This is a genomic window from Nonomuraea sp. NPDC052634 (assembly GCF_040678535.1).
In the GTDB taxonomy this organism is placed as follows: Bacteria; Actinomycetota; Actinomycetes; order Streptosporangiales; family Streptosporangiaceae; genus Nonomuraea; species Nonomuraea fastidiosa.
Window position 1 is genome coordinate 2,140,954 of record NZ_JBFATY010000001.1, and the last position, 26,972, is coordinate 2,167,925.

Below are 26,972 nucleotides of genomic sequence, written 5' to 3' on the forward strand. Positions count from 1 at the left end.
GTCAAGGTTGCAGACTGAGCCGCATGATCTTCACAGCAGCCGAACTGGACTATCTCGCAGGTCAGCGGCTCGGCCGCCTGGCCACGGTCGCCCCCGACGGGCAGGTGCAGAACAACCCGGTCGGCTTCTTCGTCGACGCCGGGACCGGCACGATCACCATCGGCGGGCACGCGATGGGCAGGTCGAAGAAGTTCGCCAACGTGCGGCAGGGCAGCACGGTGGCGCTCGTGGTGGACGACCTGGCCTCGGTGGACCCGTGGGTGGTGCGCGGGATCGAGATCAGGGGCACCGCCCAGGCGCTGGCGGACGTGGACCCGCCGCTACCGTACTTCTCCCGCGAGGTCATCAGGATCACCCCGTCCAAGGTCATCTCCTGGGGCCTGGACGGCGACCGGCGGAGCCGCACCGTTTGACCGGACCCGCGTACGGTGATCGCATGACGACCGTATGGGTGATCAGCGGGCCGCCGGGCGCGGGCAAGTCGACGGTCGCGGCGGAACTGCTCGCCCGGCTCGACCCGGTGCCCGCGCTGCTCGACAAGGACACCGTGTACGGCGACTTCGCCGCCGCGGTGCTGCGCGCCCACGGCCGCCCCGACGGCGAGCGCGAGGGCCCCTGGTACGACGAGCACATCAAGCGGTACGAGTACGCGGGCCTGACCAGGATCGCCCGGCAGATCCGCGGCCACGGCTGCCCGGTCGCGCTGGACGGCCCGTTCACCGCGCAGGTGCACGACGCGGCCCGCTGGGAGCGGTGGGTGGCGGAGCTGGGCGGGCCGCCGGTGCGGCTGCTGTGGGTGCGCTCCGACGGGCCGACGCTGCGCGAGCGGCTGGTGGCCAGGGGGCTCTCGCGCGACGCGGGCAAGCTCGCCGCCTTCGACGACTACCTGCGCAACATCCGGGTGGACGAGCCGCCCGCCGTACCGCATCTGGAGATCGACAACCGGCCGGGCGCGCCGGCGATCGGCGAGCAGCTCACGGCGGCGGGTATACCGCCGCGAGCACGTCCGGCAGCCGGCTGACGAGCCGCGTGAAGCGGCCCTGCTCGTAGGTGACGCCGGGCTGGTTGGCGAGCTGCTGCGAGACGACCCCGGCGATGAGGGAGGAGGCGAGGTCGAGCCCTTCGGGCCCGGCGGCGTCGGGGTGCAGCTCGCCGCGCTCGACGGCCTGCTCGATCAGCGTGCGGAAGTGCTCGTGTACGGCCTGCGCGGGCGCGTACGCCTCGGGCGAGGGCGTGAAGCCGGGCACCGGCCGCCAGAACAGCAGCTGCGCCAGCACCTGGTTGTCCATGATCCACCGGGCGCCGGCCTCCAGCGCCGCGCCCACCCCCGCCAGCCCCTGCCCGCCCGGCCCGCGCACGGCGGCGAGATATCCCTCCTGGCCCTGGCGGAACAGCGCGTCGTAGACCGCGTGCCGCGACGGGAAGTACTTGTACAGCGAGGGCGGCCGGACCCCGAGCCGCCTGGCGACGGTGGCCAGGCTCAGCCCCGCCACGCCTTCCTCGGCCATGACGTCGAGCGCGATGCCGAGGATCTCCGCCTGCGTCTCGGCCCTGCGGCGGGCCCGCCGATCCGGAATGTCGGTCATACCCGTTAGCTTAGGCTAATACTGTTAGCCAAAGCTATGGGGGTGTGCCACCGTGTCGCGTGACATCGAGCTGATCGGCCTGCGGCAGAACAACCTGAAGGACGTCTCACTGCGGCTGCCGAAGGAGCGGCTGACGGTGTTCACCGGCGTGTCCGGCTCGGGCAAGTCGTCCATCGTGTTCGGGACGATCGCCGTGGAGTCGCAGCGGCAGCTCGGCGAGACGTTCAGCGCGTTCGTCCGCCACCGGCTGCCCAAGCACGAGCGGCCCAAGGCCGAGCGCATGGCCAATCTGACGGCCGCCGTCGTCGTGGACCAGAAGCCGGTGGGCGGCGGCGCGCGCTCGACGGTGGGCACGATGACCGAGGTCCACGCGCTGCTGCGGGTGCTGTTCTCGCGGCGCGGCGAGCCGTCGGCCGGCCCGGCGACGGCGTACTCGTTCAACGACCCGCAGGGCATGTGCCCCGAGTGCGACGGCCTGGGGCGCAAGGTGGAGCTCGACCTCGGCAAGCTCATCGACGAGGACCGCTCGCTCGACGAGGGCGCGCTCGCGCTGCTCCCGATCGGCTCGGCGGCCTGGCAGATCTACGCGCGGTCGGGGCTGTTCGACCCGGCCAAGCCGCTGCGCGAGTTCACGCCGCGCGAGCGCGAGCTGCTGCTGTACGGCAGCGGTTTCAAGGTCAAGCGCGGCAAGTACGACAACACGTACGAGGGCGTCGCGCTCCGCTTCCAGCGCCTCTACCTCAAGCGGGCCCGCGAGCAGGTGGACGAGGAGGCCCGCCCCTACGTGACCGAGCGCACCTGCCCCGCCTGCGGCGGCGCCCGGCTCAACGCCGCCGCGCTGGCCTCCACGATCGGCGGGCGCAACCTGGCCGACTACTGCGCGATGGAGGTCACCTCCCTGATCGAGGTGCTCGAAGGGCTCGACGACCCGGTGGCGGAGGCGGCCGTGGAGACGCTGCGCCGCATCGACGCCGTCGGGCTCGGCTACCTCAGCCTCGACAGGGAGACGCCCACGCTGTCGGGCGGCGAGGCGCAGCGCCTGAAGACCGTGCGCAACCTGGGCAGCAGCCTGACCGGCATGACGTACATCTTCGACGAGCCCAGCACCGGCCTGCACCCGCGCGACGTGCACCGGCTCGGTGATCTGCTGCTCGAGCTGCGCGACAAGGGCAACACGGTGCTGGTGGTCGAGCACGACCGCGACCTGATCGCGCTCGCCGACCACGTGGTGGACATGGGGCCCGGCGCGGGTACGGCGGGCGGCCGCGTGGTCTACGAGGGCCCGGTGTCCGGCCTCGCCGCGGGCGACACGCTGACCGGGCGCATGCTGCGGCGCGCACGCGGGCTCAAGGAGCGCGTCCGCCGGCCGTCCGGCAGGCTGACCGTCGCGGACGCAAGCGCCCACAACCTCAAGAACGTCACCGTGCGCCTGCCGCTCGGCGTGCTGACCGCCGTGACGGGGGTGGCCGGCTCGGGCAAGAGCACGCTCGTCCGCAAGGAGCTGGTCGAGCAGCACCCTGAGACGATCCTCATCGACCAGTCGCCCATCGCCGCCTCGTCCCGCTCCACGCCCGCCACCTACCTCGACGCCATGGACCCGCTGCGCCGGATGTTCGCCGAGGCCCACGGGGTGCCGGCCGGGCTGTTCAGCTTCAACTCGGCGGGCGCCTGCCCGGCGTGCAAGGGGCGCGGTGAGATCACCACGGACCTGGCGTTCATGGATCCGGTGACCCGGGTCTGCGACGCGTGCGGGGGCAGCCGTTACAACGCCGAGGCGCTGTCGTACCGGCTGGCCGGGCGGACGATCGCGGACGTGCTGGCGATGACGGCCGAGGAGGCGGCGGAGCTGTTCGGCCTGCCGGGCGTGGCCCGGCTGGTGGAGCTGGGGCTCGGCTATCTGACGCTGGGGCAGCCGCTCAGCACGCTGTCGGGCGGCGAGCGGCAGCGGCTCAAGCTGGCGCACCGGCTGCGGGAGCGGGGCCGGGTCTACGTGTTCGACGAGCCGACCACCGGGCTGCACCCGGCCGACGTGGACACGCTGCTGGCGCTGCTCGACCGGCTGGTGGACGCGGGCAACACGGTGATCGTGGTCGAGCACGACCTCGACGTGGTCAAGCACGCGGACTGGGTGATCGACATGGGGCCGGAGGCGGGGCGGCTCGGTGGCGAGGTGATGTTCGAGGGCACGCCGGCCGAGCTGTGCTCCGCCTCCACCTACACGGCGAAATATCTCGTCAGGTCACTCGATAGCGGTCGTCTCGGACGTCCATGATCGCCATGTGGCCGGGCAGGTGGCCGATCGCGTACTCGACGCCGCCGGCCAGCACCGCCTGCTGCGGCGTCACCCCGCACGCCCAGAACAGCGGCACCTCGCCGTCCCGCACCTCGACCGGCTCGCCGTAGTCGGGCGCGCCCAGGTCGCGGATGCCGATGGCGGCCGGGTCGCCGATGTGCACGGGCGCGCCGTGCACCCTCGGGTAGCGGCCGCTCACCTCGACGGCGGTCGCCACCAGCTTCTCGGGCACCGGCCGCATCGACACCACCAGCGGCCCCGACAGCCTGCCGGTCGGCTCGCAGGGGATGGACGTGACGTACATGGGCACGTTCGTCCCCGCCTCCAGGTGCCGCACCGGCACCCCGGCGGCCAGCAGCGCCCGCTCGAACGTGAAGCTGCACCCGATGAGGAACGGCACCAGATCCGCCCGCCACTCCTCCACCACCTCGTCCAGGTCGGCCACCGCCCTGCCGTCGCGGTAGAGACGGTAGCCGGGCAGGTCCGTGCGCAGGTCACCGGAGAACAGCTCGGTCGAGTACGCCCCCGGCTCGCCCACGTCGAGCACCGGGCACGCCTGCGGGTTGCGGTGGGCGAACAGCAGCAGGTCGTAGCGCAGCTCGCTGGGCACGGCGATGAGGTTGGCCTGCGTCCAGCCCCGGCACCAGCCGGCGGTCGGCCCCCGCTCGCCGGAACGGAACCGCTCCCGCGCCTGCGCGGGGCTCAGGTCGGCGACGTTCACCTCTCGACAGTAAGAGCGCGGGGTGCGCCGGTCCACCATCGCGGGCTTGACATCTTCGTGTCCGTCAACCTAAGTTGACGATGATATCTGCGTCAACTTCGGTGACCCGCTTCAGGGGGTTGTGCACCCTGGACGCGTTGTCCGTCGCCGTCACGGCGAGCCTGCCCCGCCCGCCGTGCAGGCCGCGATGCTGCGGGTCGTGCTCGAACGGGCCGTCGGCGACCTGACGCTGCCCGCCTCCGTACGCATCGTCGCCGCCGCCAACCCGCCCGAGCAGGCCGCCGACGGGTGGGACCTGCCGGCACCGCTGGCCAACCGGCTGATCCACCTCGACTGGACGGTCAGCGCCGCCTCGGTCGCCGACGGGTTCACCGGCGGCTTCTCCACTCCGTCCCTTGAGGGCTACGGCGTCTGCGCTGATGTGGACCGGACGCGGGCGCTGGTGGGCGCCTTCCTGCGGGTACGGCCCGAGCCGGTGCTCAACGTCCCCGACGGGCCCGCCCGCGCCTGGCCCAGCCCCCGCACCTGGGAGCCGGCCGCCATCGCACTCGCGCACACGATCAAGGCCCCCGACGAGGTACGGGCCGAGCTGGTCACCGGCGCGGTCGGCGAGGCGGCCGGGTACGAGCTGCTCTCCTGGCTGCGCGACCTCAATTTGCCCGACCCGGAGACCCTGCTCGCCGGCCCCGGGACGCCCCGCTGCCCTCCCGCGTGGACCGAGTGCACGCCGTGCTCGGCTCGGTCGTCGCACACGTCGCCGCCCGCAGGCACCTCGCCGGCGAGCGCCCGCACCGCGTCCCATGGCCGGTCCCGCCTGGCCACGCGGCTGACGGCGGAGCGCGCAGGCGTGCTCAGAGCACTGTCATCGTTCACCACCGACCCGCTCTGAAAGGGCGGCGGGGCCGGCCGGCAGGGGACCCGCGCATGGGCCGGCGGCATGACACCATCGCCGGCAGCGACCACAAGGTGAGCTGACGGCGGCGCCGGGACTGGTGGAGTTCAGTACTCGACTTCGAACGTGTGCGGTTCAGTACTCGACTTCGAAGGTGTGCGGCCCGAGCCCGTAGCCGTCGCCCTGCGGCACCACGTACCCGTGCCCGATCAACGTCGCGAGGCTCTCCCGCACCTCCTCCTCGCTCAGCCCTGACGCGTGCGTCAACCCGTCGAGCCACGCGCCGCCGGACTCGACGGTCTGGGCGGCGACGGCCTCGTAGACGTAGATGTCGACGTCCGACAGGGCCTGCACATCGTGCCTGTCAGTCATGATCGTTGTCTCGCTCCCTCTCTCAGCCTGGCCGGGTCGACCTCCCTGTCGGGGAAACGGCGCAGGTACTCGGCCTCGAGCTCGTTGGTCCGCGAGGTGTGGTGGACGAGGGCGTCGTCCGATCCGTGGAAGAAGGTGTCGCTCCTGGTGGCGTGCAGCTGGCGCAGCTCGCGCACGACGTCCTCGTCGCTGAGCTGAGCCGGATCAATTCCCATCGTCGTCATGCGAACCCCCTACCCAGGAACGTTCGGACAACATCTGTCACATTTCCTGACAATTAGGCATTGTCTGTAAGATGTCGTCGCTTTACCTTCCCGTTATGGACCTCGAGCTAAGGCACCTCAGGATCGTCCGCGCGGTCGCGGACGCGGGAAGTGTGAGTAAGGCCGCCTCCCTGCTCGGGCTGGCACAACCGGCCCTGACCGCGCAGCTCAAGCGCATCGAGAGGGCGCTCGGCGGCGCCCTCTTCGAGCGTGATCGCCACGGCGCCAGGCCCACCCGCCTCGGCGAACTCGTGCTCGCCCGCGCGCGCGTGCTTCTCCCCGCAGCCAAGGAACTGCAGGACGAAGCCGTACGTTTCGCTCAGGCCCCCTCCCCCAGCTTCCGCATAGGCGCCACCAACGGGCCGATCCTGGGCGGCCTGGTCGACCGCCTCGCCGCCGAGCGGAAGGTCAGCACGTACACGTCGTGGTCGACGTACGAGCTGAACAGCATGGTCGAGCTCGGCCGCCTCGACTACGTGCTCACGGGTGCCTGCGGCGACTCCGGCACCCCCACCGGAACGCTCCTCTGGGAGACCATCAGCATCGACCCGGTGTTCCTGCTGGTCTCCGAGGATCATCCGGCCGCGCGGGAGAAAGAGGTGTCGCTGGCCGACCTCGCCGACGAACAGTGGGCGGTGACGCCGGGCGACGGCTGCTTCGCCGACTGCTTCGCGATGGCGTGCGCGCGGGCGGGGTTCACGCCGGGGACGATCTACGAGACCGACGTGCCCACCTGCACCCACCTCGCCCAGGTCGGCCGGGCCGTCGTCCTGTGCCAGGCCACCCACCAGGCCGCCCCGGGCCTGGTCATGGTGCCGCTGGAGGGAGTGCCGCTGCGCTGGCGGCAACTGCTCGGCCGCCACCCCACCGCCCCCGAGGCCGAGTGGGTCATCTCGCAGGCCAAGCAGGCGCATCGGGACGCCGTACGCCGCAGCCCCGTGTACTCCGACTGGCTCGTACGCAACCCCGGCTACGGCACCACCCCCTAGCACCGCATCCGCGTCAGAGAGCCACGCCGCCTGACCGCACCGCCGACCCGCCGGCTCATAAGGCCGGACAGGCCCGCCGCGGTCTCACGAGGCCGCAGGCCGACCCCCGCTCCCATAAGGCCGGAGGCCGGCACCGACGAGAGGCCACGGCGACCGCCGTACCCGGCCTCGGTCCCGCTCTGACCGGCTCCTACCGCCCCCGTCCCCGCTCACCCCACCCCGACCAGCCACGCATGGCGCTACGCCGACGGAGAATATGATCGTCTGGCACTCCACCAAGCCCGGAAGACGTGGAATGATGTCGGCGGAGCCCGTTTCTCCCGCCCGGCCCGGCACCACGACCGGATCCGATGCTCTAGCCTTGGTTAGCGCCAGGCCACGGCAAGATCCTTCTCGCCGCGCCGCACGCGACACAACTTCATCCAGGGGCGGTAGCTCAGCCGGTCAGAGCATCGGACTCATAATCCGTGGGTCGTGGGTTCAAGTCCCACCCGCCCTACCACGCTGACCAGCGGATTCCTTGATCACGGATCGGGGGAGCCCCCGATCCGGGCGCAGGGAGACCGAGGGGATCAGTTCAGGACGGTCACCCTTCACGGACCGCCCGCGGCACCATCGCGCCGCTCGCCTCCGCAGGCTCTCGCGCCAACTCCGGCACGCACGGTCGTGTACAAGTCCGCCGTGATCGACGACGACGAATGCCGCGGCGTCTGGATGCGAGCCTTGGTGGTGGTGCGCGGAGAGCCGCCGCCGCAGAATCGGTCGGCACCGGCGCCTTCAGCGGCTAGGCCCTGACAGCAGATCCCTTCAGCGACACCGTCCTGAGCAGCAGGTGCCTTGAGCGGCACCGTCCTGAGCAGCAGAGGTGCCTTCGGCGGCGAGGTCTTGAGCGGCACAGGTCGTGTCGATCGGGCGGCCGGGCGTCGGAGGGGTCGCGTGCCGTCGGCCTCGTCAGGTCCGCCGCCGAGTTCCAGCCACAGCGAGCGCAGATGGTCCATGCGCATGAGGTCAACGCATATCTGGAACGCCTGGACGTCGCGTTCTGCCGGGCCCAGGCGCGTACGGCCGTCTCCAGGTTCCGGCTGCCCGCGTGGGCTTCCAAGCACCAGGTCGGGAAGGGTGTGCATCTTGTCGCCGCTCGCGCCGGTGGCTTGTCCGCACCGGCGATGAGGCGGCCGGTATGCTCGGCCCCGATGTGGGCGAGCGAGTCGGACTTATCGCCGCGGATGCCTTTGAAGTGCTGGTAGAAGGAGCCCTTCGTGAGTCCCCTGGCTGATCATCGCCCCCTGATGCACTTCGTGTGGGCGTTCGTCCAGCCGCACGCCTGGGCCGGCGTCGCGGGCGACGGCTTCGTCCGCGCCCTCGTCGGCATCGGGCTTGCGGACTGCTTCGCCCGCGCGGCGAGCGTCTGGGTTGCCGCCCCGCGTCTGTCTCCTTGCTTCGGGCACGCTGTCCCGGCGCATCATCCGTACGACGGGCCGGCCGCGCGCGGGCACGTCGAGGCCGGCGAGAGTGTGGAGGTCTGACATGAACGTCCTCATCAGGATCGTCCTTTTGCTGGTCGCGGGTGTGTCGGCGTGGCTGGATCCGGCCGGGTTCGCCGCCTGGGCCGGCCGGCCGAACCGCGTGCGCTTCCGGCGCGACGCCGGGGTGTTCCAAATCGGCATCGGGCTGGTGGCCGGGCTGTGCGTGCCGTCCGCCCGCCGGGCGGGTCAGGGGGCGGGCGCGTGAACGTGCTGATCGCCGGCGCGACCGGCACGCTCGGCTCGGTCCTGGTACGTCAGCTGCTCGCCGCCGGTCACCAGGTGTGCGGCATCACGAGATCCGCCGCGGGCGCCCGGAGGCTCGCCGATGCGGGTGCCACCGCCGTCGTCGCGGACGTGATGGACCGTGACGCGCTCCTGACCGCGCTCGACGGCCTGCGGGCGGACGCGGTCATCCATCAGGCCACCGCGATCACGGGGCTCCCGCTCTTCCACCGCGCCCTGTACGCCACCGACGCCCTGCGCGAGCGCGGCACCGCGCACCTCGTGGAGGCCGCCGGGCTCGTCGGCGCCCGCAGGTTCCTCACGCAGTCGTTCTTCCTCGGGTACGGCTACCGCGACCACGGCGACGAGCCGGTGACCGAGGATCGCCCCTTCGCCGAACCCGGCCAGGGAGCCTTCGACCCGCACATGCGCTCGATGCGCGCCAACGAGGAGCAGGTGTTCGCGATCGGCGGCATCTCCCTGCGCTACGGCATGTTCTACGGCCCGGAACCGACCACCTGGCGCCTGGTGAGGATGGCCAGGAGGCGGCTGCTTCCCGTCCCCCGCCCCGCGAGCACCGTCTCGCTCGTCCACATCGAGGACGCGGCCGCCGCCACGGTGGCGGCCCTGGAGCGCGGCAGGCCGTGCCGGGCCTACAACATCGCCGACGACCATCCGGTCCGGTTCGACGAGTACGTCAGGGAGCTGGCGAGGGCGGCCGGCGGTCCCGTCCCGCTGACGGTGCCAGGATGGCTGCTGCGCGCCACGCCGTACATGTACGCCCTCATGGTGGGCACGCGGTTGCGGCTGAGCACCGGCCTGGCCAAGGACGAGCTGGGGTGGACGCCCGCCTACCCGTCCTACCGGGAAGGGCTGGCCGGCCTGGCCTAGACGCCGTCCAGGATCACCGTGCCGGCGGGCGATGCGCCCGCGCAAGGCCGGTTCCGCGCCTTCCCCCAGATGGGGGAGGTGACGACGGCCGCGAGTTCCTAGCGTGACCAGCATGACCAGAAGCATCCGGATCTTGGGCGCACTCCTGTCGATCGCCGTGACCGCGGTGGGGATCATGTGGTGGACGACCCCCGCGAGTTACCCGTTCGGCGCGGCCGACCGGGTCACGGTGTCGCTCACGCACTTGCTCGAGCACGACGTGACCGGCCCGATGACCGTGGCCGCCGGGCTCGTGGGCCTGGCGGTGATCGTCGGGCCGGGGCCGCTGGTGCGCGCCGGAGCGGTCGCCGAGCTGCTGTTCTTCGGTGTGGTGCTCTCCGACGCCGGCATCATGTCGGTCGCGGCCTATGGTGTGGCGATCCTGGGGCCCGTGGCGCTGCTCGGTGTCGTGGTCGTGGCGGCCGTGCGCGGGAAGTGGTCGTGGCGGCCGTGCGCGGGAAGTGGTCCGGACTGGTGGGCGTCGCCACGCTGGCCGTCCTGGCGGTGGCGGACACGGTCACCGGGTTCGGTGCGCTGAGCCTGGTGGGACGCTATATGGGCAACATCACGAGGGACTTCGCCTCGTACGGCGGGCGGCTCGGCTGGACGCTGGCCAATGCCGTGGCCTGCGCGGTGTGGACGGTGATCGCGGCGAAGGCGTTCAGGACGGGCGAGCCGTCGCGCTGGATCAGGCCCGAGTCCGCCGTCAGGTGGGGACGCGTCGCCACGATCGGGGCGGCGATGTGCCCGCTTCCGTACGCGCTGTACCGGCTGACCTGGCTGACCCCGTGGCCCACCGATTCCGGCGTCACCGGGCCGCTCGCGGCCGACACCCGGCTCCAGGGGCTGCTTCTCGCCTTCGCCGCGCTGGGGGGCGCCGTGCTGACCCTCGGGCTGATCAGCAGGTGGGGCGAGGTGTTCCCGCGCTGGGTGCCGATCGTCCACGGCCGTACCGTCCCGGTGCGGCTGCCGGTCATCGCCGGAGGGACGGTCGCGGGCATCTGCTGCCTGGCCTCGCCGGGGCTCGTCATCGACTCCGTCGTGCGCGGTCAGCCTGTGGCGCTGCTGCTCTGGCCGTACCCGCTGTGGGGTGTGCTGCTCGCCGGAGCCGTCCTGGCCTACTGGCTGCGTCGCCGGGCGGACCATGTCCGGCCCTGATCGGGGTGGCCCGGGTCATTCTCGATGCCAGAGGCTCTCCGCCGTCTCCGCGACGCCGGTGCCGACGAGACCGAGCTCGTAGGCGAGCACGGCGGCCTGGGTGCGGTCGCGGGCGCCCAGCTTGTCCAGGAGGTTGCCGACGTGCGTCTTGACCGTCTCCCTGGTGACGTGCAGCGCCGAGGCGATCTCGGCGTTGTTCTGTCCGAGCGCGATGTGCCGCAGGACGTCCAGCTCGCGCGGCGTCAGCTCGACCGGTACGCGCTGCCGGGCCGAGCCGACGTGCGGCGAGGCGATGCGGCGCAGCGCGTCGGGGAAGAGCACCGCGTCGCGGCGGTGCACCAGGCGGATCGCCTCCACCAGGTCGCCGGCGGGCGAGCGTTTGAGCACGTACCCGGCGGCGCCCGCGCGCAGCGCGCCCCAGACGAGCTGGTCGCTCTCGAACGTGGTGACCACGATGACGCGCGTCCTCGGGGAGCGGCGGGCCAGCTCCCGCGTCGCGGTCAGGCCGTCCATCCCGGGCATGCGGATGTCCATCAGCACGACGTCCGCGCCGGCGCCGGCCGTGACCGCCGCGCGGCCGTCGGCGGCCTCGGCGGTCACCTCGATGTCGTCGTGGAGGGAGAGCATGGTGGCCCAGCCCGAGCGGATGAGCCGCGACAGGCACCCTGTCCAAGGGGTCGGCGCTGACCCTGACGTCGAGGCCGCGGGTGAGCGTGCCGAGCGCCTCCAGGGTGGGCGTCTTGCCCGTCGTGCCGTCGTCGAGCACGCTGAGCAGCACGTCGAGCTGCTGCTGGGCATCGCGGGCGGTGGCCGTCAGGTGTCCGAGCGACTGCGCGGCGAGCGCGGGGGCGGCTCGCTGCAGGGCCGCCTCGGCCGCCATGGCCTGCACGAGGACGACGCTGAGGGCGTGGCCGACGGAGTCGTGCAGTTCCAGAGCGAGCGACTGGCGGCGGCCGAGCTCGTCGATCAGCTGGGACGGCTCTGAGCGCAGCAGCCGGCGCGCGGCCCAGCGCTGGCCGAGACCCGCGGCGACCATCGCGGCCAGCACGACGGCGGCGAGCAGCAGCACCTCGGCCACCTCACCGGAGCCGTCCGCCACGCCCGCGGGAGCAGCCCGGGAGACAGGGCCAGCACGGCCGCGCTCAGCGTCGCGCCGACGTACAGGTGCAGGCTGGTCAGGGCCACCAGGTAGAGGCGGTCACCGCGCTCGGGCACGACGACGTCGAGCAGATCCGACAGCGCGGCCACCTCCAGGCGGCGCGTCAGCGGCAGCATCGCGAGCAGCACCGAGGCGGGCAGACATGCCGCCCACAGCACCAGTACGCGTCCCGGCGTCAGCGCGGTCAGGATCAGCAAGCCGAGCGCCGCGGCGACCGGGGACAACAGCGCAGCGCCCAGCAGCTGGTAGACCCCGGCCCGCACGGCCTGGGTGAGGTGGCGCTTCACGTGGCCCGACCCTAGCCGACGCCCCCGGAAGTGCCCTCCCCCGGCAGGGGGAGATGGCAGCGGAGCGGTCGCCGGGTCATCGTGTTCCCGGGCGCGCGGCCGGGAGCCTGCCGCCGTCCCGTGCCGGTAAGCCAGGCGGTCTCGGCCTGGTGGAACGCGTCGAGCCCGGCGGGCTCGACGCCTGGTCGGTCTCCGGTCAGGCTCAGGTCAGGGTCGCGGCGCGGGCGGCGAGGATGCCGGCGCGGGCGAGCTGGACCTGGCGGGCCTTGCGGGCGGCGTACCAGAGCACCGGGGCCAGCGTGGCGTGCACCGTCAGCACGTCCTCCACCTCGGTGCCCGCGCCGTCGGGGGTCAGCCGGAACCGGTAGACGAGCCGCACGCCGCCGGGGCTGTCCACCTCGCCTTCGACGCTGTCCTCGGTGGTGCGCAGCGTCACCTCGATCAGGTTGTCGTACGTGATGAAGCCGAGGAAGCGGAAGCGCTCCACCGACACGTACCGGGTCACGCCGGGCTCCTTGCGCACGTCGCGGACCGCCACCACGAGCGGTGACAGGCCGATGTAGCTCGACGGCTCGCTGAGATGCGCGAGCACCGCGGGCGGCGGGGCAGGGACGTGGAAGACGTTGCTGAACGTCGTACTGGGCATGGTTCTCCTCTGCTTGCAAGTATTCCGTACGCGCTGGCCCCGCCCGGCCGCCACTGGTTCGCCGCCGCTAGCTCGCCGCCGTGGCGGAGGCGACGTTGCCGCCGGAGAGGATCGCGACGACCGGTCCCGGCGGCAGGGAAGCCCGGTGGGCCAGGTAGGCGGCCGTGGCGACCGCGCCGCTGGGCTCGGCACGCTCCCCCAGCTCGCGCAGGAGCAGGGCGGCGGCGGTGTCGATGGCGTCCTCGGTCACGGTCACCATGTCGTCCACGTACCGGTGGATGTGCTCCCAGGCCAGGGCGCCGAGGACGGGGGCGCGCAGCCCGTCGGCGCGGGTGCGGTAGGTGAGCTCCACCGGCCAGGCCGTACGCGTGCCGGAGCGGAAGCTGGCCGCCCCGTCGGCGGCCAGCTCGGGTTCGACGCCGATCACCCGGATCGCCGGGCAGGTGGCCTTGACCGCCACCGCGATCCCGGCGAGCAGGCCGCCGTTGCAGACGGGCACCAGGACCGAGCCCGCGTCCGGCAGGTCCTGGACGATCTCGGCTCCGGCGCTGCCGTGCCCGGCGATGACGTCGAACGCGTCGGAGCGGATGATCGCCGCGCCGAACCGGTCGGACAGCGCCAGGCAGGCGTCCTCCCGCAGGGCGGGCGGCACGATCACCACCTCGGCGCCGAGCCGGCGCGCGGCGCTCACCTTCAGCTCGGGTGCGGTGTCCGGCAGGACGACGGTGGCCCGCACCCCCTGCTCGGCGGCGGCGTAGGCGATGGCCTGGGCGTGGTTGCCCGACGACTGCGCGATCACGTGCCGTACGCCGTGCCGGGCGAGCCGGACCACGGCGTTGACCGCGCCGCGGACCTTGAACGAGCGGGTCGGCTGCCGGTTCTCCGGCTTGACCCAGAGCCGCTCGCCGGGCAGCCGCAGCAGCGGGGTGCGCCGCACGTACGGCTCGATGCGGGCGCTCGCCGCCTGGACGTCGCCTGCGGTGACGAGCCCCGTGCGCACCGCGCTTTCCACGTTCACGCGCTCAGCACCCTCTCCTGGATGGCGTCCAGGTCGGCCGCGGCCTCCGCGGGCGGCGCGGCGTCGGGAACGCGGTCTTCCAGGTGGTGCAGCGGCCGGTACCACAGCCCCAGCAGTCCCCAGATCACCAGGAAGACGCCGCTGGCCAGCAGCACCGCCGCCGCGCCGCCGCCGGGCCCGCCGGCGAACCGCCCGGCCCACTCGGCCAGCGGGTCGGCGGCGAGGAAGCCGATCGGCTGCATCGCGGTGGCGATCATGATGTTCACCGCGAGCACCCGGCCCTGCAGCTCCTGGCCCACCTTGACCTGGATGATCGACAGCCAGTGGGCGTTGCCGATGCTCATGCACGCCAGCCGGATGAACAGCCCGGCCGCGACCAGCCACACGACCGGCCACGCGCCCATGAGGATGACGCCGACGCCGGACCCGGCGACGAAGCCGATCATGCCGGTGGCCCGCCGCCGGGTGCCGCCCCACACCATCACCACGCCGGTGCCGATGGCCGCGCCGACACCGCCCACGGCGGTCACCACGCCCAGGTCGGCCGAGGTGCCGATGGCCAGCACGATCGGGGTGACGAGCACCCACATGAGGGCGGTGCAGAAGTTGACCACCGCGAAGTAGAGCGCCATCACCAGCAGCGGCCGCCGCCTGCGCAGGAACCGCCAGCCACCGGTGAGCGCCGCCGTGAACGTCTCCTCGCGCCGGTGGAAGAGCCGGTCGGGGAAGCGCACCAGCAGCAGCGTGATCACGCCGACCGCGAACGTGGCCACGTCCACCGCGACCACCGCCGACAGCCCGAACAGGCCGATCAGCGCGCCGCCGGCGAGCGGCGCGACCACGTTGCCGATGCCGAAGCCCACGTTCGCGAGGGCGTTGGCCTGTGGCAGGTACGGTTTCGGCACGAGCTGCGCGACCGCCGCCATCCACGCGGGCTGCTGGAACGCCGACACGATCGAGGTGACGCCGACGATGAGGCAGACGTTCCAGAACTCCAGCCGCCCGGTGACGAGCAGCAGCACCAGCGCCACCATGGTGAGCCCGGACAGCGCGTCGCAGGCCAGCATGATCGTGCGCCGGTCGATCCGGTCGGCGAGCGCGCCGCCGAGCGGGGTGAGCAGCACGGCCGGGATCTGCGCCAGCATCGTGACCAGCGCCAGGTCCAGGATCTCGCCGCTGAGCTGGTACGCCCACACGCCGAGCGCGAACGAGCTGAGCGCCGTGCCCAGCGCCGAGACGATCTGCCCGGCGGCGACCGTGTAGAAGGGCCGCAGGTTGGTGCGCTCGGGCGGGCGCACCGGGTCGGGCAGGTCGCCGGCCGCCCAGCGGGTCAGGTGGCCGAGCACCAGGGCGGCCAGGGGTGCCGCCTGGTGGCGCAGGAAGTAGTGTCCGGCCCTGGGCAGCACGGCCCGCTCCACGCGGGGCGAGAACGCCGCCCACTCGGCGTAGCGCTCCTCGTGGAGCTGGGTGGCGCGGTCACGCTCCCCGACGAGGCTGAGTATCGGGGCGCGCAGCGGCGCCGCCTCGCCGGTCAGCTCGCGGGTGAACCACTCCTGCGCCTGGTCGGCGTCGTGCCGCATGGCGCGTACGGCGGTGCGCTTGGCGGCCTCGTCCATGTCGTCGAGCAGCCCGCCGGAGGCGCGCAGCGCGTCGCGGAACATCCGGTCCGACACCCAGCGGTCGCCGCCGAACAGCCGCCTGATCGGTCCGGGCAGCCGTGCGGCGGGGAAGCTCGCGGCGGCGATCACGCCCAGCACGTGCACGCCGTCCGCCTCCAGGCGGCGGGCGAGTGCGACGGCGAGCGCGGAGCCCACGCAGTGGCCGTAGATCGCGACCGGTCCTGACGCACTCCGCGCCACCTCGGCGGCCAGCCTGTCCGCGAGCTCTTCCAGCGGCAGCGGCCGTTCGTCGGGGCGGGCGGGGTCGTGGCCGGGCAGCTCGGCGGAGAGCACCTCCACCCGGTCGCCCAGCTCCTTGGCCAGCGGCTGGTAGACCGCCGCCGAGCCGCCGCCGTACGGCACGCACACCAGCGTGAACTCGCTGGCCCGCCCGCCGCCCAGGCGATGCAGCAGCCCGCCGCCGGTCTCGCCGCCGTCCTCGCGGCCGAGGAACGCGGCCAGCTCGGCGACGGACGGCCGGGTGAACAGGTCGATCACCCGCAGCCCGCGGCCGATCTCCTTGACCGCGCGGACCGCGGCGAACGAGTCACCGCCGAGGGCGAAGAAGTCGTCGTCGGTCCCCACCCGCTCCACGTCGAGCACGCGGGCGAAGACCCCGGCGACCAGCTCCTCCTCGGGGGTCGCGGGCGCGGCGTACGCGGCCCGCTCGGCCACCGGCTCGGGCAGCGCGGCCCTGTCGATCTTCCCGTTCGGGTTGAGCGGGAGCCGGTCGAGCGCCACGACGTGCGCGGGCACCATGTAGTCGGGCAGCCGCTCGCGCAGCGCCGAGCGCACGGCCGCGGCCTCCACGGTCGCGGGCGTGACCCACGCGGCGAGCTGCCTGGCCTTGCCCTCGCCGACGGGCAGCACCACGGCCTCGGCGACCTGGGGCAGCGCCCGCAGCGCGGTGGTGACCTCGCCCAGCTCCACGCGGTAGCCGCGCACCTTGACCTGGTCGTCCACCCGGCCGCGGAACTCGATCCGCCCGTCGGAGGTGAGGCGCAGCAGGTCGCCGCTGCGGTAGCAGCGTCCGTCCCCGGTCAGCGGGTCGGGGACGAACCGTTCGGCGGTCAGCTCGGGCCGGCCGATGTAGCCGCGGGTGACGCCGGGACCGCCGACCACCAGCTCGCCGGGCACGCCGGGCGGCACGGGGCGCATCGCCGCGTCCACGAGGTGGCCGTGCACGCCGGGCAGCGGGCGGCCGAGCGGCACGATGCCGGTCCGCCGGTCGGCGGGGATCTCCTCGGTGTCGCACACCAGGCAGATCATCGTGGACTCGGTGTGGCCGTAGTGGCTCTGGATGCGCAGCCCGGGCCGGGCGGTCCTGGCCCGCTCGACCAGGTCCCACGGGCACGCCTCACCCGCCAGGATCAGCAGCTCGCGCGGCAGCACGGCGGCCAGGTCGCCGCCCGACGCCAGCAGCTCCAGGTGGCTCGGCACGCATTTGACGACGTCCACCCGGTGCCCGGCGAGGTAGCCGGCGAACGCGGCCGGGTCCATCGCGGTCTCGCGCGGCACCAGGTGCACCGTGCCGCCCGTGGTCAGCGCGCCGAACACGCAGGTCAGGCCGAAGTCGGCGGCGGGCGTGGAGACCACGGCGAACGACCCGCCGGGCACGCCGATGCGCGGCAGCATGCCGCCCAGGTAGTTGAGCACGCCGCGGTGCTCGGCGGCCACCGCCTTGGGCGTGCCGGTGGAGCCCGACGTGAAGATCACGTGGTGCAGGTGCCCGGGCCGTACGTCCACGTCGGGCCGGGTGTCCGGCAGGGACGGCGGCCGGTCGAGCGTCAGCACCCGCCTGCCGTCCCCGATGAGGGGCGCGAACTCGCTCACCGTCACCACGGCCCGCACTCCGGCGGCCTCCAGCATCGCGGCGATCCGCGCCGCCGGGTAGGCCGGGTCCATCGGCAGGTAGCCGCCGCCCGACTTCTGGATGCCGAACAGCGCGCACGCCAGGTCCGCCCTGGGTTCGAGCAGCACGCCGACCGGTTCGTCCGCTTGCACGCCGGCGTCCAGGAGCCAGTGCGCGATCCGGTTCGCGGCCGACTCCAGCTCCGCGTACGTCAGGGCACGATCGGCGCCCACCACCGCGAGGGCGCCGGGGGTCTCGTCCACCCAGCGCTCGATCAGGTGGTGCACCGCCCCGGCGGGCGGCTCGGGCGGCGGCCCGCCGTCGATGACGGGCCCTGTCACCGGCTCAAGCGGCACCGCGCCCACGGGCGCGTCCAGGTCGGCGAGCAGCCCGTCGAGCAGGGCCGTGTACCAGCGGGCCAGCTTTTCCGCGGTCCCCGGCTCGAACAGGTCGGTGCGGTACGCGAGCCCGCCGCGCAGCGGCGCGCCGGGACCCTCGTCGATGACGTGCCAGCTCAGGTCGAACTTGGTGGTCTGCTCCGGCAGCTGGATCTCGGACGACTCCAGGCCGGGCAGCTCCGGCCGCGCCACGCCGGAGATGTAGTTGAGCATCACCTGGAACAGCGGCGTGGCCGCCAGGTTCCGCTCCGGCCGCAGCCGGTCCACCACCCGGTCGAACGGCGTGCCCGCGTGCGCGAGCGCGCCAAGCGCGGACTCTCGGGCGCGGGCCAGCAGGTCGCGCCCGGTCGGGTCGCCGCCCACGTCGGTCCGTACGACGACGGTGTTGAGGAAGCAGCCCACCACGCCTTCGGTGTCCGGGTGGTCGCGGCCGGAGACCGGCACGCCGACCGCGATGTCCGCGCTCGCCGACAGCCTGGCCAGCAGCGCCTGCAGCCCGGCCAGCAGCACGATGAACGGCGTGGAGCGGTAGGCGGCGGCCACCGCCCTGATCCGCTCGCTCAGCCCGGCCGGCAGTTCCAGGTCGAGCGCGGCGCCGCCGGGGCCGGGCACGGCGGGGCGCGGCCGGTCGGCGGGCAGGTCGAGCACCGGCGGCAGGCCGTCCAGCCGCTCGGCCCACCAGTCCAGGTCGGCCGGGTCGGGGACCGGCGAGACCTCGGCGTACTGCGCGGGCGGCGGGCCGAGCGGCGGGCGCAGGCCGAGGCGGGCGGCGTACAGGCCGGACAGCTCGTCGAGCAGCAGGCCGCGCGTCCACGCGTCGGTGGCGATGTGGTGGAAGGTGAGCGAGAGCACGTGCTCTTCGTGATCGACGGTCAGCAACGTCGCGCGCATGGGCGGCTCGCGGTCCAGAGCGAACGGGGTCGCGAGGTGCGCGGCCAGCACGTCCTCGACCTCGGACCGGTGCACGCGCTCGGTGGAGACGGGCACCTCGGCGGCGTCCCGCACCACCATCACGGGCTCGGGTCCCGAGTCGTCGACGACGCTGCGCAGGACGTGGTGCCGCTCGGCCAGGTCGCGTACCGCGCCCAGCAGCGCCTCCTCCCGCAGCGGGCCGCGCAGCCGCAGCGCGATCGGGACGTTGTAGGCGCTGCTGTCCGGTTCGAGCTGCGCCAGGAACCACAGCCTGGCCTGCACCCCGGACAGCGGCACCGGCCCGTCCACCGGCGCGCGCCGCGCCCGCGCCGCGGCGGCGGGCTGCGGGAGCGCGGCGGCCAGGTCGGCCAGCACCGGGTGCTCGAACAGCAGCCGCACCTGCACCGCCGCGCCCAGCCGCTCGCGCAGCCGCCCGGCCACCCGGGTCGCGGCGAACGAGTGCCCGCCGAGCGCGAAGAAGTCGTCGTCCGCCCACACCTCGGTGAGGCCGAGCACCTCGGTCCAGATCTCGCCCACCAGGCGCTCGGCCGGGGTGCCGAGCGGCACCCGCACGGCGGGCGCGGCCTCGGGCTCGGGCAGCGCGGCCCGGTCCACCTTGCCGTTCGGGGTGAGCGGCAGGGCCTCGAGCACGCCGATCGCGGCCGGCACCATGTAGTCGGGCAGCCGCTCGCGCAGCGCCGCCCGTACCTCGGCCGCGTCCACCGTGGCCGGGGTCACCCAGGCGGCCAGGCGCCGCTCCAGGCCGGCGCCGACCGGCTGCACGTACGCCTCGGCGACCTGCGGCAGGGCTCGTAACGCCGCGGCGACCTCGCCCAGCTCGACGCGGAAGCCGCGCACCTTCACCTGGTCGTCGACGCGTCCCAGGAACTCGATCAGCCCGTCCTGGGTGACCCTGACGCGGTCGCCGGTGCGGTACCAGCCGCCGGTGAAACGTTCGGCGGTGAGGTCGGGGCGGCCCAGGTAGCCGCGCGCCACGCTGGGCCCGCCGATCCACAGCTCCCCCGGCACGCCGGGCGGCAGCGCCCGTCCTGACGGGTCGGCCACCCGGCACACCACGTCGGCCAGCGGCCGCCCGAGCGGCGCCCGTCCGGGGGCGCTCTCGTCCGCGTCGCAGGCCAGCACGGACACCGTGGTCTCGGTGGGTCCGTAGTGGATCTGCACCTCCAGGTCCGGCCGCGCCTGCCGGACGCGCGCCACCAGGTCGGCGGGCACCGCCTCGCCGGCCAGGATCAGCAGCTTCTCCGGGAGCGCGGCCGTGCCGAGGAGTTCGAGCTGGCTGGGCACCATCTTGATCGCGTCCACCGGCTGCTCTGCCAGGCGGGCGGCGAACGCGGCCGGGTCGGTGGCCGTCTCGTGGTCGATCAGGTGGAGGGTGGCGCCCGTGGTCAGCGCGCACCACACGTTCGTCATGCCCAGGTCGGCGGCGGCGGTGGAGACCAGCGCGAACGAGGCCAGCCCCGCGGGGAGGACCCCGGCCACCGCGCCGAGGTAGTGGGTGATGTGCCGGTGCTCGACCGCGACCCCCTTCGGCCGCCCGGTCGAGCCCGAGGTGTAGATCACGTACGCCAGGTGCTCCGGCCGCACGTCCACGCCAGGACGTTCGGCGGAGGCGTCCGCGGCGGCGGCGAGCTCGGCCTCGGTGAGCACGATCCGCGCCCCGGCGTCGGCCACCACCGCCTGGTTGCGCCGCTCCGGATAGACCGGGTCGAGCGGCAGGTAGGCCGCGCCCGCCTTGAGCACGCCGAGCATGGCGACCACCAGCTCGGGCCGCCGCTCCAGCAGCACGCCGACCGGCTCGTCAGGGCGCACCCCGCGCTCCAGCAGCCAGTGGGCCACCTGGTTGGCGCGGCGGTCCAGCTCCGCGTAGCCGAGCGTGCCGACCGCGACTGCGTCGGGGCTCGCGTCGGCCACCCGCTCGACCAGCGCGTGCAGCGGCACGTCCACGGGCAGGTCCGCGGCCGGGCCGCGCAGGTCGTCGCCGGCTGGCATCCGCACGGGCGCGTCCGGGTCGGTGAGCATGCCGTCGAGCAGCTCCAGGTACCAGCCGGCGAGGCGGCGCGCGGTCGTCTCGTCGTACAGGTCGCTGCGGTAGCGCAGCTCGCCGGTGAAGCGGGTGCCGTCGTCGCCGAGCTCGATGTTCAGGTCGAACTTCGCGGTCGGCGCCTCCAGCGGCACCTCCTCGACCCGCAGTCCGGGCAGCGTGATCGGCGCGCCGGTGTCGTAGACGTTGAGCATCACCTGGAACAGCGGCGTGACCGCGAGGTTCCGCTCCGGCCGCAGCCGCTCCACGACCCGCTCGAACGGCGTGCCGGCGTGCGCGTACGCGTCCAGCGCCGCCGTACGGGCCCGCTCCAGCAGCTCGGCGCCGGTCGGGTCACCCGAGGTGTCGCCGCGCACCACCAGCGTGTTGACGAAGCAGCCGACGACCCGCTCGGCGTCGGGGTGGTGACGGCCCGCGTGCGGCACGCCCACGGCGATGTCGTCCATGCCGGACAGGCGGCTCAGCAGCGCCTGCAGCCCGGCGAGGAACACCATGAAGGGCGACGTCCCCGGCACCGCGCGGACCTTCGCCGCCAGCGGCTCGGGCACCTCCAGCGGCACCGCCGCGCCCTTCCATCCGGGCACGGGCGGGCGGGGGCGGGCGAGCGGCAGGTCGAGCACCGGCGGCAGGCCCGCCAGGTACCCGGCCCACCAGTCGAGGTCGGTGTCCTGCCGTCCGGCCTCCCACGCCGCGACGTCCGCGTACTGCAGGGCAGGGGCGTCGGGGGCCGGTTCCAGGCCGAGGCGGGCGGCGTACAGGCGGGCGAGGTCGTCCAGCAGCACGCGCTCCGACCAGGCGTCGGTGGCGATGTGGTGCAGGGTGAGCGCGAGCACGCACTCGTCGTCGGCGAGCCGGAACACCGTGGCCCGCATAGGCGGCTCGGCGTCCAGCCGGAACGGCCGCCAGGCGTGCCCGGTCAGCTCCCGCTCCAGGTCGGCCGGGTCCACGTCCACCACGGGCACCGGCACGGCGGGGACGGGGCGTACCCGGCCGTCTTCGATGACGCCGCGCAGGATCCAGTGCCGCTCGGCGAGGTCGGCCACCGCGCCGGTGAGCGCGGCGAGGTCCACCGGGCCGCGCAGCCGCAGCGCCAGCGGCACGTTGTAGGCGGGCGTGTCCGGCTCGAGCTGGGCCAGGAACCACAGCCGCTCCTGGGTCGGCGACAGCGGCATGTCCGTGGCCCGCGTCACGGGGATGCCGGGGGCCGCCTTCTCGGCCTGCTTGAGCGCGGCGGCGAGCCTGGAGCGGACGAGCCCGGCGATCCGGTCCTCATGTACCTCGGTCATCCCTCGTTCCCCTCCATCAGCTCGGCGGCCAGCAGCTCCTCCAGCGCGGCGGCGAAGTCGGCGAGCACCGGGCGGTCGAACAGCAGCCGCACCGGCACCGCGACCTGCAACATCTCGCGCAGGCGCGCGGCCACCCTGGTCGCGGCGAACGAGGCGCCGCCGAGGGCGAAGAAGTCGTCGCCGGCCCAGACCTCGGGCCGTTCGAGCACCTCGGCCCAGACGGCGGCCACCAGGCGCTCGGCGTCGGTGGCGGGTGCGACCCGCTCCTGCCCGGGTCCGGTGTCCGGCTCGGGCAGCGCGGCGCGGTCCACCTTGCCGTTGGGCAGCGTGGGCAGGGCCGACAGCGTGACCCAGCGGCGCGGCACCATGTGGGCGGGCAGCTTGGACGTGGCGTGCCGCTGGATCGCGGCCAGGTCCGCCGTCTCCGGCGCGACGTAGCCGACCAGGTGGGCGTCCGCGCCCGTGCCCGCCACGGCTACCGCGACCTCGGCGAGCTCGCGCAGCACGGCCTCGATCTCGCTCGGCTCGATCCGGTACCCGCGCACCTTCACCTGGTGGTCGCGGCGGCCGTGGAACTCCAGCGTCCCGTCAGGCCGCCACCGCGCCAGGTCGCCCGTCCGGTACGCGCGGCCGCCCGGCGTGAAGGGGTCGGCCACGAACGCGGAGTCGGTCAGGTCGGGCCGTCCCCGGTAGCCTCGGGCCACGCCGGCGCCGCCCAGCAGCAGCTCGCCGACCTCGCCCGGCGGCACCAGCCGCAGCCGCGCGTCCACCACGTACGCCCGCTCGCCCGGCATCGGCGACCCGATCGGCACCCGGTCGCCCTCATGCGTGCGCACCCGGTGCAGCGTGGAGGTGACGGTGGTCTCGGTGGGGCCGTAGGCGTTCCACAGCTCACCGGCGCGGAGCAGGATCTGCTCGGCCAGCGCCGGGTCCAGGGCCTCGCCGCCGACCACGGCGCGCAGCGCCGGGCCGCCGGTCCAGCCGGCCGCGAGCAGCATCCGGTACGAGGTCGGCACCAGGTCGATCACCGTGGCGCCGCTCGCGGTGATCAGCTCGGCCAACGCGTGCCCGTCGGTGGCCGTGGTCCTGTCCACCACCACCGACGTGCCGCCGGCGGTCAGGACGCACCACAGCTCGGAGGCCGAGGCGTCGAAGCTCAGCGGCGCGACCGCGGGCTGCACGTCATCCGGGCCGAGGCGGAGCGCGGTGATCATGCCGTGCACGAGGGCGGACAGGCCGCCGTGGGTGACCTCGACGCCCTTGGGGGCGCCGGTGGAGCCGGAGGTGTAGATGACGTACGCCAGGTCGCCGGAGCGCACCTCCGGCAGGTCGGCGCGCGGTCCCTCGGCGAGCAGGTCCGCGTCGAGCGTCGCCGCCGCGGAGGGCGGTTCGCCGCGGGTGAGCACCACGCGGGCGCCCGCGTCCTCGGCCAGCAGCCGCAGCCGCTCCTCCGGCAGGTCCGGGTCGAGCGGCAGATACGCCGCCCCGGCCCGCCACACCCCCAGCAGCACCGCGGGCAGCATCCGGTCCCTCGGCACGCGGACGCCGACCACGTCGCCCCGCGACACCCCGTGCGCCAGCAGCCCGGCCGCGATCCGGTCGGCGCGTTCGTTCAGCTCGGCGTGGCTCAGCGTCGCGCCGTCCGGGCCGATCACCGCCGTGCCCGTCGCGTGCGAGGCGAGCGCCACCGGCACCGGCGGCAGGTCGCCGGGCAGCTCGGGCCCGGCGGCGCGGGCGAGCAGCGCGGCGCGTTCGTCCGGGGTGACCCGCTCGAACGCGGAGATCGCCAGGTCCGGCTCGGCCACCGCGCCGCGCAGCAGCCACAGCAGCCGGTCGAGGTACGCCTCGGCCTGCCGCCTGCCGAGCAGCGCGAGCGCGTACTCCAGGTGCAGCTCGGAGCCCTCGACCGTGCGGTTGACCAGGACGCTGAACTCGTGCACCGCCGCGCCCGAGCCCACCTCGGTCAGCAGGTCCAGGCGTCCGGCGCGGACCGGCACCTCGCCGTGCTGCATGGCCAGCAGCACCGGTGCGCGGGGCAGGTCGGCGGGCGGGACCTCCTGGTGCACCAGCGCCCGCGTCGCGGCCTCACCGGCCTGCCTGACCAGATCGCGGAAGGTCGGCGCGGCGTCCGGGCGCAGCCGGACCGGCACCGTGTCGATGAGCGGTCCGACGACCCTGGCCAGCTCCGGTGCGGCGCGGCGCGCGGCGACCATGCCGATCAGCGTGTCCGGCTCCCCGGAGGCCAGGGCGAGCGCGGCCAGGTACACCGCGTACGGGGTCGTGCCGCACGCGCGGGCCAGCGCCGCCACGCCATCGGTGAACTCCTCGGGCAGCGGCCTGACCACCCGGTCCGTCGTCAGGTCGGCGGGCGGCGGGCCCGCCACCGGCGCCCCCTCCAGTTCGGCGCGCCAGAACTCCCGCAGCCCGTCGAGGCCGGGCCGGTCCTCCTGCTCGCGTACCGCCACGTCGCCGAGCTGCACCGCGGGCTCGGGTACGGGCTCGCCCGCCAGCTCGGCGGCCAGCTCCTCCATCAGCACGCCGACGGAACCGCCGTCGAAGGCGAGGTGGTCCGTCACCAGCACCAGCTCGGCCGTGTGGTCCCCCGCAGGGCAGAGGCTCGCGCGCAGCAGCGGCACCTCGGTCGTCACGTCGAACACGTGCTCCGCCGCGGCCCGCGCCGCCTTCACCGGGTCCGTGCCCGCCGGGTGCTCGGTCAGCGGGACGGCGGCGGGCGGGTGCACGATCGCGTACGGGACGCCGTCATCGCCGACGGCGACCGTGCTGCGCAGGGACTCGTGCCTGCGGACGACCGCGTCCAGCGCCGCGCGCAGCGGCCCGCTCCCGTCGAGGTCGCGCACGCGCAGCCGGACCGACACCGTGGTGACCGGGCTGCCCGGGTGCAGCTCGCGCAGCGTCCAGAACTCGCGCTGGGTGGCGGTGAGCGGGTGGCGGGTCGCGCCGGTCCGCCGCACCGGGGCCGAGCCCGGCTCGCGCAGGCGCGCCGCCAGCCCGGCCGCGGTCGGCTCGGTCAGGAACGCCGCAAGCGGCACGGTGTGCCCGAGCCGCCGCGACAGCTCGGTCACCACCCGGGCGGCGGCCAGCGAGTGCCCGCCCAGGTCGGGGAACCGGTCGTACACCCCCACTTCGGGCAGGCCGAGGACGTCCGCGATCACCTCGGCCACCTGGCGCTCGTCGTCCGTGCGCGGCGCGACCGGCGCCTCGCCTCCCGTACGCGCGGGGCGCAGCTTGGGCAGGGCCGCGCGGTCCACCTTGCCCATGGGGGCGATCGGCAGCTCGTCGGTCACGCCGATCCTGGCCGGGACCAGGTAGTCGGGCAGCCGCTCGCGCAACCAGTCGCGCAGCTCGGGCTCCGTCGCACCGGGGGCCTCCACGTGCCCGACGAGGTAGGCGATGCCGTCGTCGTCGGTGTGCGCGAGCACGACCGCGCGGCGCACGGCGGGGTGACGTTCCAGCGCCGACTCGACCTCGCCCAGCTCCACCCGGTAGCCGCGGATCTTGACCTGGTCGTCGGCGCGGCCCACGTAATGCAGCTCGCCGTCCACCCAGCGGACCAGGTCGCCGCTGCGGTAGACGCGGGAGCCGTCCGGCTCGGTGCGGAACACGTCCGACTCCTGGCCCAGGTATCCGCGGGTCACGCCGGGACCGCCGATCCACAGCTCGCCCACGTCGCCGTCCTTGACCGGCCGGCCGTCGGCGTCGCGCACGCTGAGCACCGCGTTCGCCATGGGCCCGCCCAGCGGCGGTTCGCCCTGGTGGCCGCGGGTCACCTCGTACAGGGTGCTGCCGGTCGTGCACTCGGTGGGGCCGTACATGTTGAGCACGCGGCGCACGCCGGGGTTCTCGAAGATGCGCGCCACCAGGGCGGCGGTCAGCCGCTCGCCGCCGGACAGCACCATGCGCACGCCCTCGGGCAGCGGCTCGCGCAGCAGCACTGACAGCGCTGACGGGACGCCGAAGACCGTGCGCACCTCGTCGCGGGCCGGCAGCGTCGGCAGCGACAGCACGTTATCCGCCATGATCACGGTGCCGCCGGCGGACAGCGGCGTGAAGATCTGGGTGATCGAGGCGTCGAAGCAGATGGAGGAGCCGGCCAGCATGCCGCTCAGCTCCTCGGCCGTGTAGGCGGACGCCTCCCAGCGCACCAGGTTCAGCGTGTTGCGGTGCTCCACGACCACGCCCTTGGGGCGGCCGGTGGAGCCGGAGGTGTAGATGACGTACGCGGCGTCGGACGGCTCGCCGGGGACCTCGGGCCCGCGCTCGGCGGGTGTCGTGTCGTCGACGAGCACGGTGTCGGCGCCGGTCAGCGACGCGGTGCCGCGCCGGGCCGCCGAGGTGACCACCACGCCCGCGCCGGAGTCCTCGGCCATGAAACGTAACCGCTCCGCCGGGTAGGCCGGGTCCAGCGGCACGTACGCGGCCCCCGCCTTCAGCACCCCGATCAGCGCCGGCACCAGCCACTCGTCACGGTCCAGGCAGATCCCCGCGAGGTCGCCGCGCCCGACGCCTCGCGCGGCGAGTGCGTTGGCGATCCCGTTGGCCATGCGGTGGACCTCGGCGTAGGTCAGCCGGGTCGTGCCCGCGACGACGGCGACGCGATCGGGCGTGCGCCGGCACTGCGCCTCCAGAGCCTCGTGGAGGCGGCCGGGCATGTCTGTGGGAGGGCGGTTCGCGCCCGTCACAGGGGGGTTCATGTGTCCTCTTTCCAGCAGGGGTCAAACGCA

The 26,972-nt window shown here is 74.1% G+C and carries 20 protein-coding genes, 1 tRNA gene and 1 pseudogene; 11 read left to right on the forward strand and 11 right to left on the reverse strand.

From position 1 onward, the window contains the following. Positions 1 to 23: 23 nt before the first annotated feature. On the forward strand, positions 24 to 413 hold the full coding sequence (locus AB0K67_RS09670) for a PPOX class F420-dependent oxidoreductase (RefSeq protein ID WP_364055658.1): 390 nt from the start codon (positions 24 to 26) through the stop codon (positions 411 to 413). Positions 414 to 436: 23 nt separating this feature from the next. Then, positions 437 to 1,021, forward strand: a complete 585-nt coding sequence (locus AB0K67_RS09675) for an ATP-binding protein (protein WP_364055661.1) — start codon at positions 437 to 439, stop codon at positions 1,019 to 1,021. Here AB0K67_RS09675 and AB0K67_RS09680 read toward each other — a convergent pair. Further along, entirely contained in the window at positions 975 to 1,586 is a 612-nt protein-coding gene (locus AB0K67_RS09680; RefSeq protein WP_364055664.1) for a TetR/AcrR family transcriptional regulator, read from the reverse strand. The two genes, AB0K67_RS09675 and AB0K67_RS09680, sit on opposite strands and share 47 nt — an antisense overlap. A 52-nt stretch (positions 1,587 to 1,638) precedes the next feature. Here AB0K67_RS09680 and AB0K67_RS09685 point away from each other — a divergent pair, with 52 nt between their 5' ends. Continuing rightward, positions 1,639 to 3,858 (forward strand): excinuclease ABC subunit UvrA, encoded by a 2,220-nt coding sequence (locus AB0K67_RS09685; protein ID WP_364055667.1) that lies wholly within the window; start codon positions 1,639 to 1,641, stop codon positions 3,856 to 3,858. On the opposite strand, the gene AB0K67_RS09690 is transcribed toward AB0K67_RS09685, so the two are convergent. Further along, entirely contained in the window at positions 3,821 to 4,639 is an 819-nt protein-coding gene (locus tag AB0K67_RS09690; RefSeq protein ID WP_364055670.1) for a putative hydro-lyase, read from the reverse strand. The two genes, AB0K67_RS09685 and AB0K67_RS09690, sit on opposite strands and share 38 nt — an antisense overlap. Positions 4,640 to 4,787: 148 nt before the next feature. Between AB0K67_RS09690 and AB0K67_RS09695 the strand changes: the two genes are divergently transcribed. Beyond that, entirely contained in the window at positions 4,788 to 5,489 is a 702-nt protein-coding gene (locus tag AB0K67_RS09695; protein ID WP_364055673.1) for a hypothetical protein, read from the forward strand. A 138-nt stretch (positions 5,490 to 5,627) separates the two neighbouring features. On the opposite strand, the gene AB0K67_RS09700 is transcribed toward AB0K67_RS09695, so the two are convergent. Together AB0K67_RS09700 and AB0K67_RS09705 are read right to left on the reverse strand one after the other, a co-directional pair. Further along, positions 5,628 to 5,864 carry a hypothetical protein gene (locus tag AB0K67_RS09700; RefSeq protein ID WP_364055676.1) on the reverse strand — a complete coding sequence of 79 codons (237 nt, stop codon included), beginning with the start codon at positions 5,862 to 5,864 and terminating at the stop codon, positions 5,628 to 5,630. Then, positions 5,861 to 6,079 carry a DUF6158 family protein gene (locus tag AB0K67_RS09705; protein WP_364055679.1) on the reverse strand — a complete coding sequence of 73 codons (219 nt, stop codon included), beginning with the start codon at positions 6,077 to 6,079 and terminating at the stop codon, positions 5,861 to 5,863. The genes AB0K67_RS09700 and AB0K67_RS09705 overlap by 4 nt, the downstream gene beginning before the upstream one ends. Before the next feature lie 104 nt (positions 6,080 to 6,183). On the opposite strand from AB0K67_RS09705, the gene AB0K67_RS09710 reads away from it, so the two are divergent. The 7 genes from AB0K67_RS09710 to AB0K67_RS09740 all read left to right on the forward strand — a co-directional run bounded on the left by AB0K67_RS09710 (position 6,184) and on the right by AB0K67_RS09740 (position 10,952). Continuing rightward, the gene (locus AB0K67_RS09710; protein ID WP_364055682.1) at positions 6,184 to 7,116 is read left to right on the forward strand and encodes a LysR family transcriptional regulator; all 933 of its coding nucleotides are present in this window, start codon (positions 6,184 to 6,186) and stop codon (positions 7,114 to 7,116) included. Positions 7,117 to 7,541: 425 nt separating this feature from the next. Then, positions 7,542 to 7,618: transfer RNA gene (locus tag AB0K67_RS09715), tRNA-Ile, on the forward strand. Positions 7,619 to 8,375: 757 nt separating this feature from the next. After that, on the forward strand, positions 8,376 to 8,642 hold the full coding sequence (locus AB0K67_RS09720) for a hypothetical protein (RefSeq protein ID WP_364055685.1): 267 nt from the start codon (positions 8,376 to 8,378) through the stop codon (positions 8,640 to 8,642). 1 nt (position 8,643) lies between these two features. After that, on the forward strand, positions 8,644 to 8,847 hold the full coding sequence (locus AB0K67_RS09725) for a hypothetical protein (protein ID WP_364055688.1): 204 nt from the start codon (positions 8,644 to 8,646) through the stop codon (positions 8,845 to 8,847). Next, positions 8,844 to 9,755: an NAD(P)-dependent oxidoreductase gene (locus tag AB0K67_RS09730; protein WP_364055691.1), complete on the forward strand. Its 912-nt coding sequence runs from the start codon at positions 8,844 to 8,846 to the stop codon at positions 9,753 to 9,755. Before AB0K67_RS09725 ends, AB0K67_RS09730 begins: the two co-directional genes overlap by 4 nt. A gap of 112 nt (positions 9,756 to 9,867) precedes the next feature. Continuing rightward, positions 9,868 to 10,332 (forward strand): hypothetical protein, encoded by a 465-nt coding sequence (locus tag AB0K67_RS09735; protein WP_364055694.1) that lies wholly within the window; start codon positions 9,868 to 9,870, stop codon positions 10,330 to 10,332. Continuing rightward, positions 10,269 to 10,952 (forward strand): hypothetical protein, encoded by a 684-nt coding sequence (locus AB0K67_RS09740; RefSeq protein ID WP_364055697.1) that lies wholly within the window; start codon positions 10,269 to 10,271, stop codon positions 10,950 to 10,952. The genes AB0K67_RS09735 and AB0K67_RS09740 overlap by 64 nt, the downstream gene beginning before the upstream one ends. A gap of 15 nt (positions 10,953 to 10,967) precedes the next feature. On the opposite strand, the gene AB0K67_RS09745 is transcribed toward AB0K67_RS09740, so the two are convergent. The 7 genes and pseudogenes from AB0K67_RS09745 to AB0K67_RS09775 all read right to left on the reverse strand — a co-directional run bounded on the left by AB0K67_RS09745 (position 10,968) and on the right by AB0K67_RS09775 (position 26,942). Beyond that, entirely contained in the window at positions 10,968 to 11,579 is a 612-nt protein-coding gene (locus AB0K67_RS09745) for a response regulator transcription factor (RefSeq protein ID WP_364055700.1), read from the reverse strand. Positions 11,580 to 11,772: 193 nt separating this feature from the next. Beyond that, positions 11,773 to 11,988, reverse strand: a pseudogene (locus tag AB0K67_RS09750) (histidine kinase); the annotation flags it as partial. Then, positions 11,919 to 12,398, reverse strand: coding sequence for a hypothetical protein (locus tag AB0K67_RS09755; protein WP_364055703.1), 480 nt, complete (start codon positions 12,396 to 12,398; stop codon positions 11,919 to 11,921). The pseudogene AB0K67_RS09750 and the gene AB0K67_RS09755, both read right to left, overlap by 70 nt. 202 nt (positions 12,399 to 12,600) lie before the next feature. Continuing rightward, positions 12,601 to 13,044: an SRPBCC family protein gene (locus tag AB0K67_RS09760; protein WP_364055706.1), complete on the reverse strand. Its 444-nt coding sequence runs from the start codon at positions 13,042 to 13,044 to the stop codon at positions 12,601 to 12,603. Between the two features lie 67 nt (positions 13,045 to 13,111). After that, on the reverse strand, positions 13,112 to 14,062 hold the full coding sequence (locus AB0K67_RS09765) for a pyridoxal-phosphate dependent enzyme (RefSeq protein ID WP_364055709.1): 951 nt from the start codon (positions 14,060 to 14,062) through the stop codon (positions 13,112 to 13,114). After that, positions 14,059 to 22,230, reverse strand: a complete 8,172-nt coding sequence (locus AB0K67_RS09770; RefSeq protein WP_364055712.1) for an amino acid adenylation domain-containing protein — start codon at positions 22,228 to 22,230, stop codon at positions 14,059 to 14,061. Before AB0K67_RS09770 ends, AB0K67_RS09765 begins: the two co-directional genes overlap by 4 nt. After that, entirely contained in the window at positions 22,227 to 26,942 is a 4,716-nt protein-coding gene (locus tag AB0K67_RS09775; protein ID WP_364055715.1) for an amino acid adenylation domain-containing protein, read from the reverse strand. Before AB0K67_RS09775 ends, AB0K67_RS09770 begins: the two co-directional genes overlap by 4 nt. Positions 26,943 to 26,972: the final 30 nt, after the last annotated feature.

Bases quoted from the DNA above. Each gene is read 5' to 3' on its own strand.
- AB0K67_RS09760 (WP_364055706.1), bottom strand. From the start codon at position 13,044: ATGCCCAGTACGACGTTCAGCAACGTCTTCCACGTCCCTGCCCCGCCG.
- AB0K67_RS09735 (WP_364055694.1), top strand. From the start codon at position 9,868: ATGACCAGAAGCATCCGGATCTTGGGCGCACTCCTGTCGATCGCCGTG.
- AB0K67_RS09710 (WP_364055682.1), top strand. From the start codon at position 6,184: ATGGACCTCGAGCTAAGGCACCTCAGGATCGTCCGCGCGGTCGCGGAC.
- AB0K67_RS09705 (WP_364055679.1), bottom strand. From the start codon at position 6,079: ATGGGAATTGATCCGGCTCAGCTCAGCGACGAGGACGTCGTGCGCGAG.
- AB0K67_RS09675 (WP_364055661.1), top strand. From the start codon at position 437: ATGACGACCGTATGGGTGATCAGCGGGCCGCCGGGCGCGGGCAAGTCG.
- AB0K67_RS09775 (WP_364055715.1), bottom strand. From the start codon at position 26,942: ATGAACCCCCCTGTGACGGGCGCGAACCGCCCTCCCACAGACATGCCC.
- AB0K67_RS09725 (WP_364055688.1), top strand. From the start codon at position 8,644: ATGAACGTCCTCATCAGGATCGTCCTTTTGCTGGTCGCGGGTGTGTCG.
- AB0K67_RS09695 (WP_364055673.1), top strand. From the start codon at position 4,788: ATGCTGCGGGTCGTGCTCGAACGGGCCGTCGGCGACCTGACGCTGCCC.
- AB0K67_RS09690 (WP_364055670.1), bottom strand. From the start codon at position 4,639: ATGGTGGACCGGCGCACCCCGCGCTCTTACTGTCGAGAGGTGAACGTC.
- AB0K67_RS09745 (WP_364055700.1), bottom strand. From the start codon at position 11,579: ATGCTCTCCCTCCACGACGACATCGAGGTGACCGCCGAGGCCGCCGAC.
- AB0K67_RS09680 (WP_364055664.1), bottom strand. From the start codon at position 1,586: ATGACCGACATTCCGGATCGGCGGGCCCGCCGCAGGGCCGAGACGCAG.
- AB0K67_RS09700 (WP_364055676.1), bottom strand. From the start codon at position 5,864: ATGACTGACAGGCACGATGTGCAGGCCCTGTCGGACGTCGACATCTAC.
- AB0K67_RS09770 (WP_364055712.1), bottom strand. From the start codon at position 22,230: ATGACCGAGGTACATGAGGACCGGATCGCCGGGCTCGTCCGCTCCAGG.
- AB0K67_RS09670 (WP_364055658.1), top strand. From the start codon at position 24: ATGATCTTCACAGCAGCCGAACTGGACTATCTCGCAGGTCAGCGGCTC.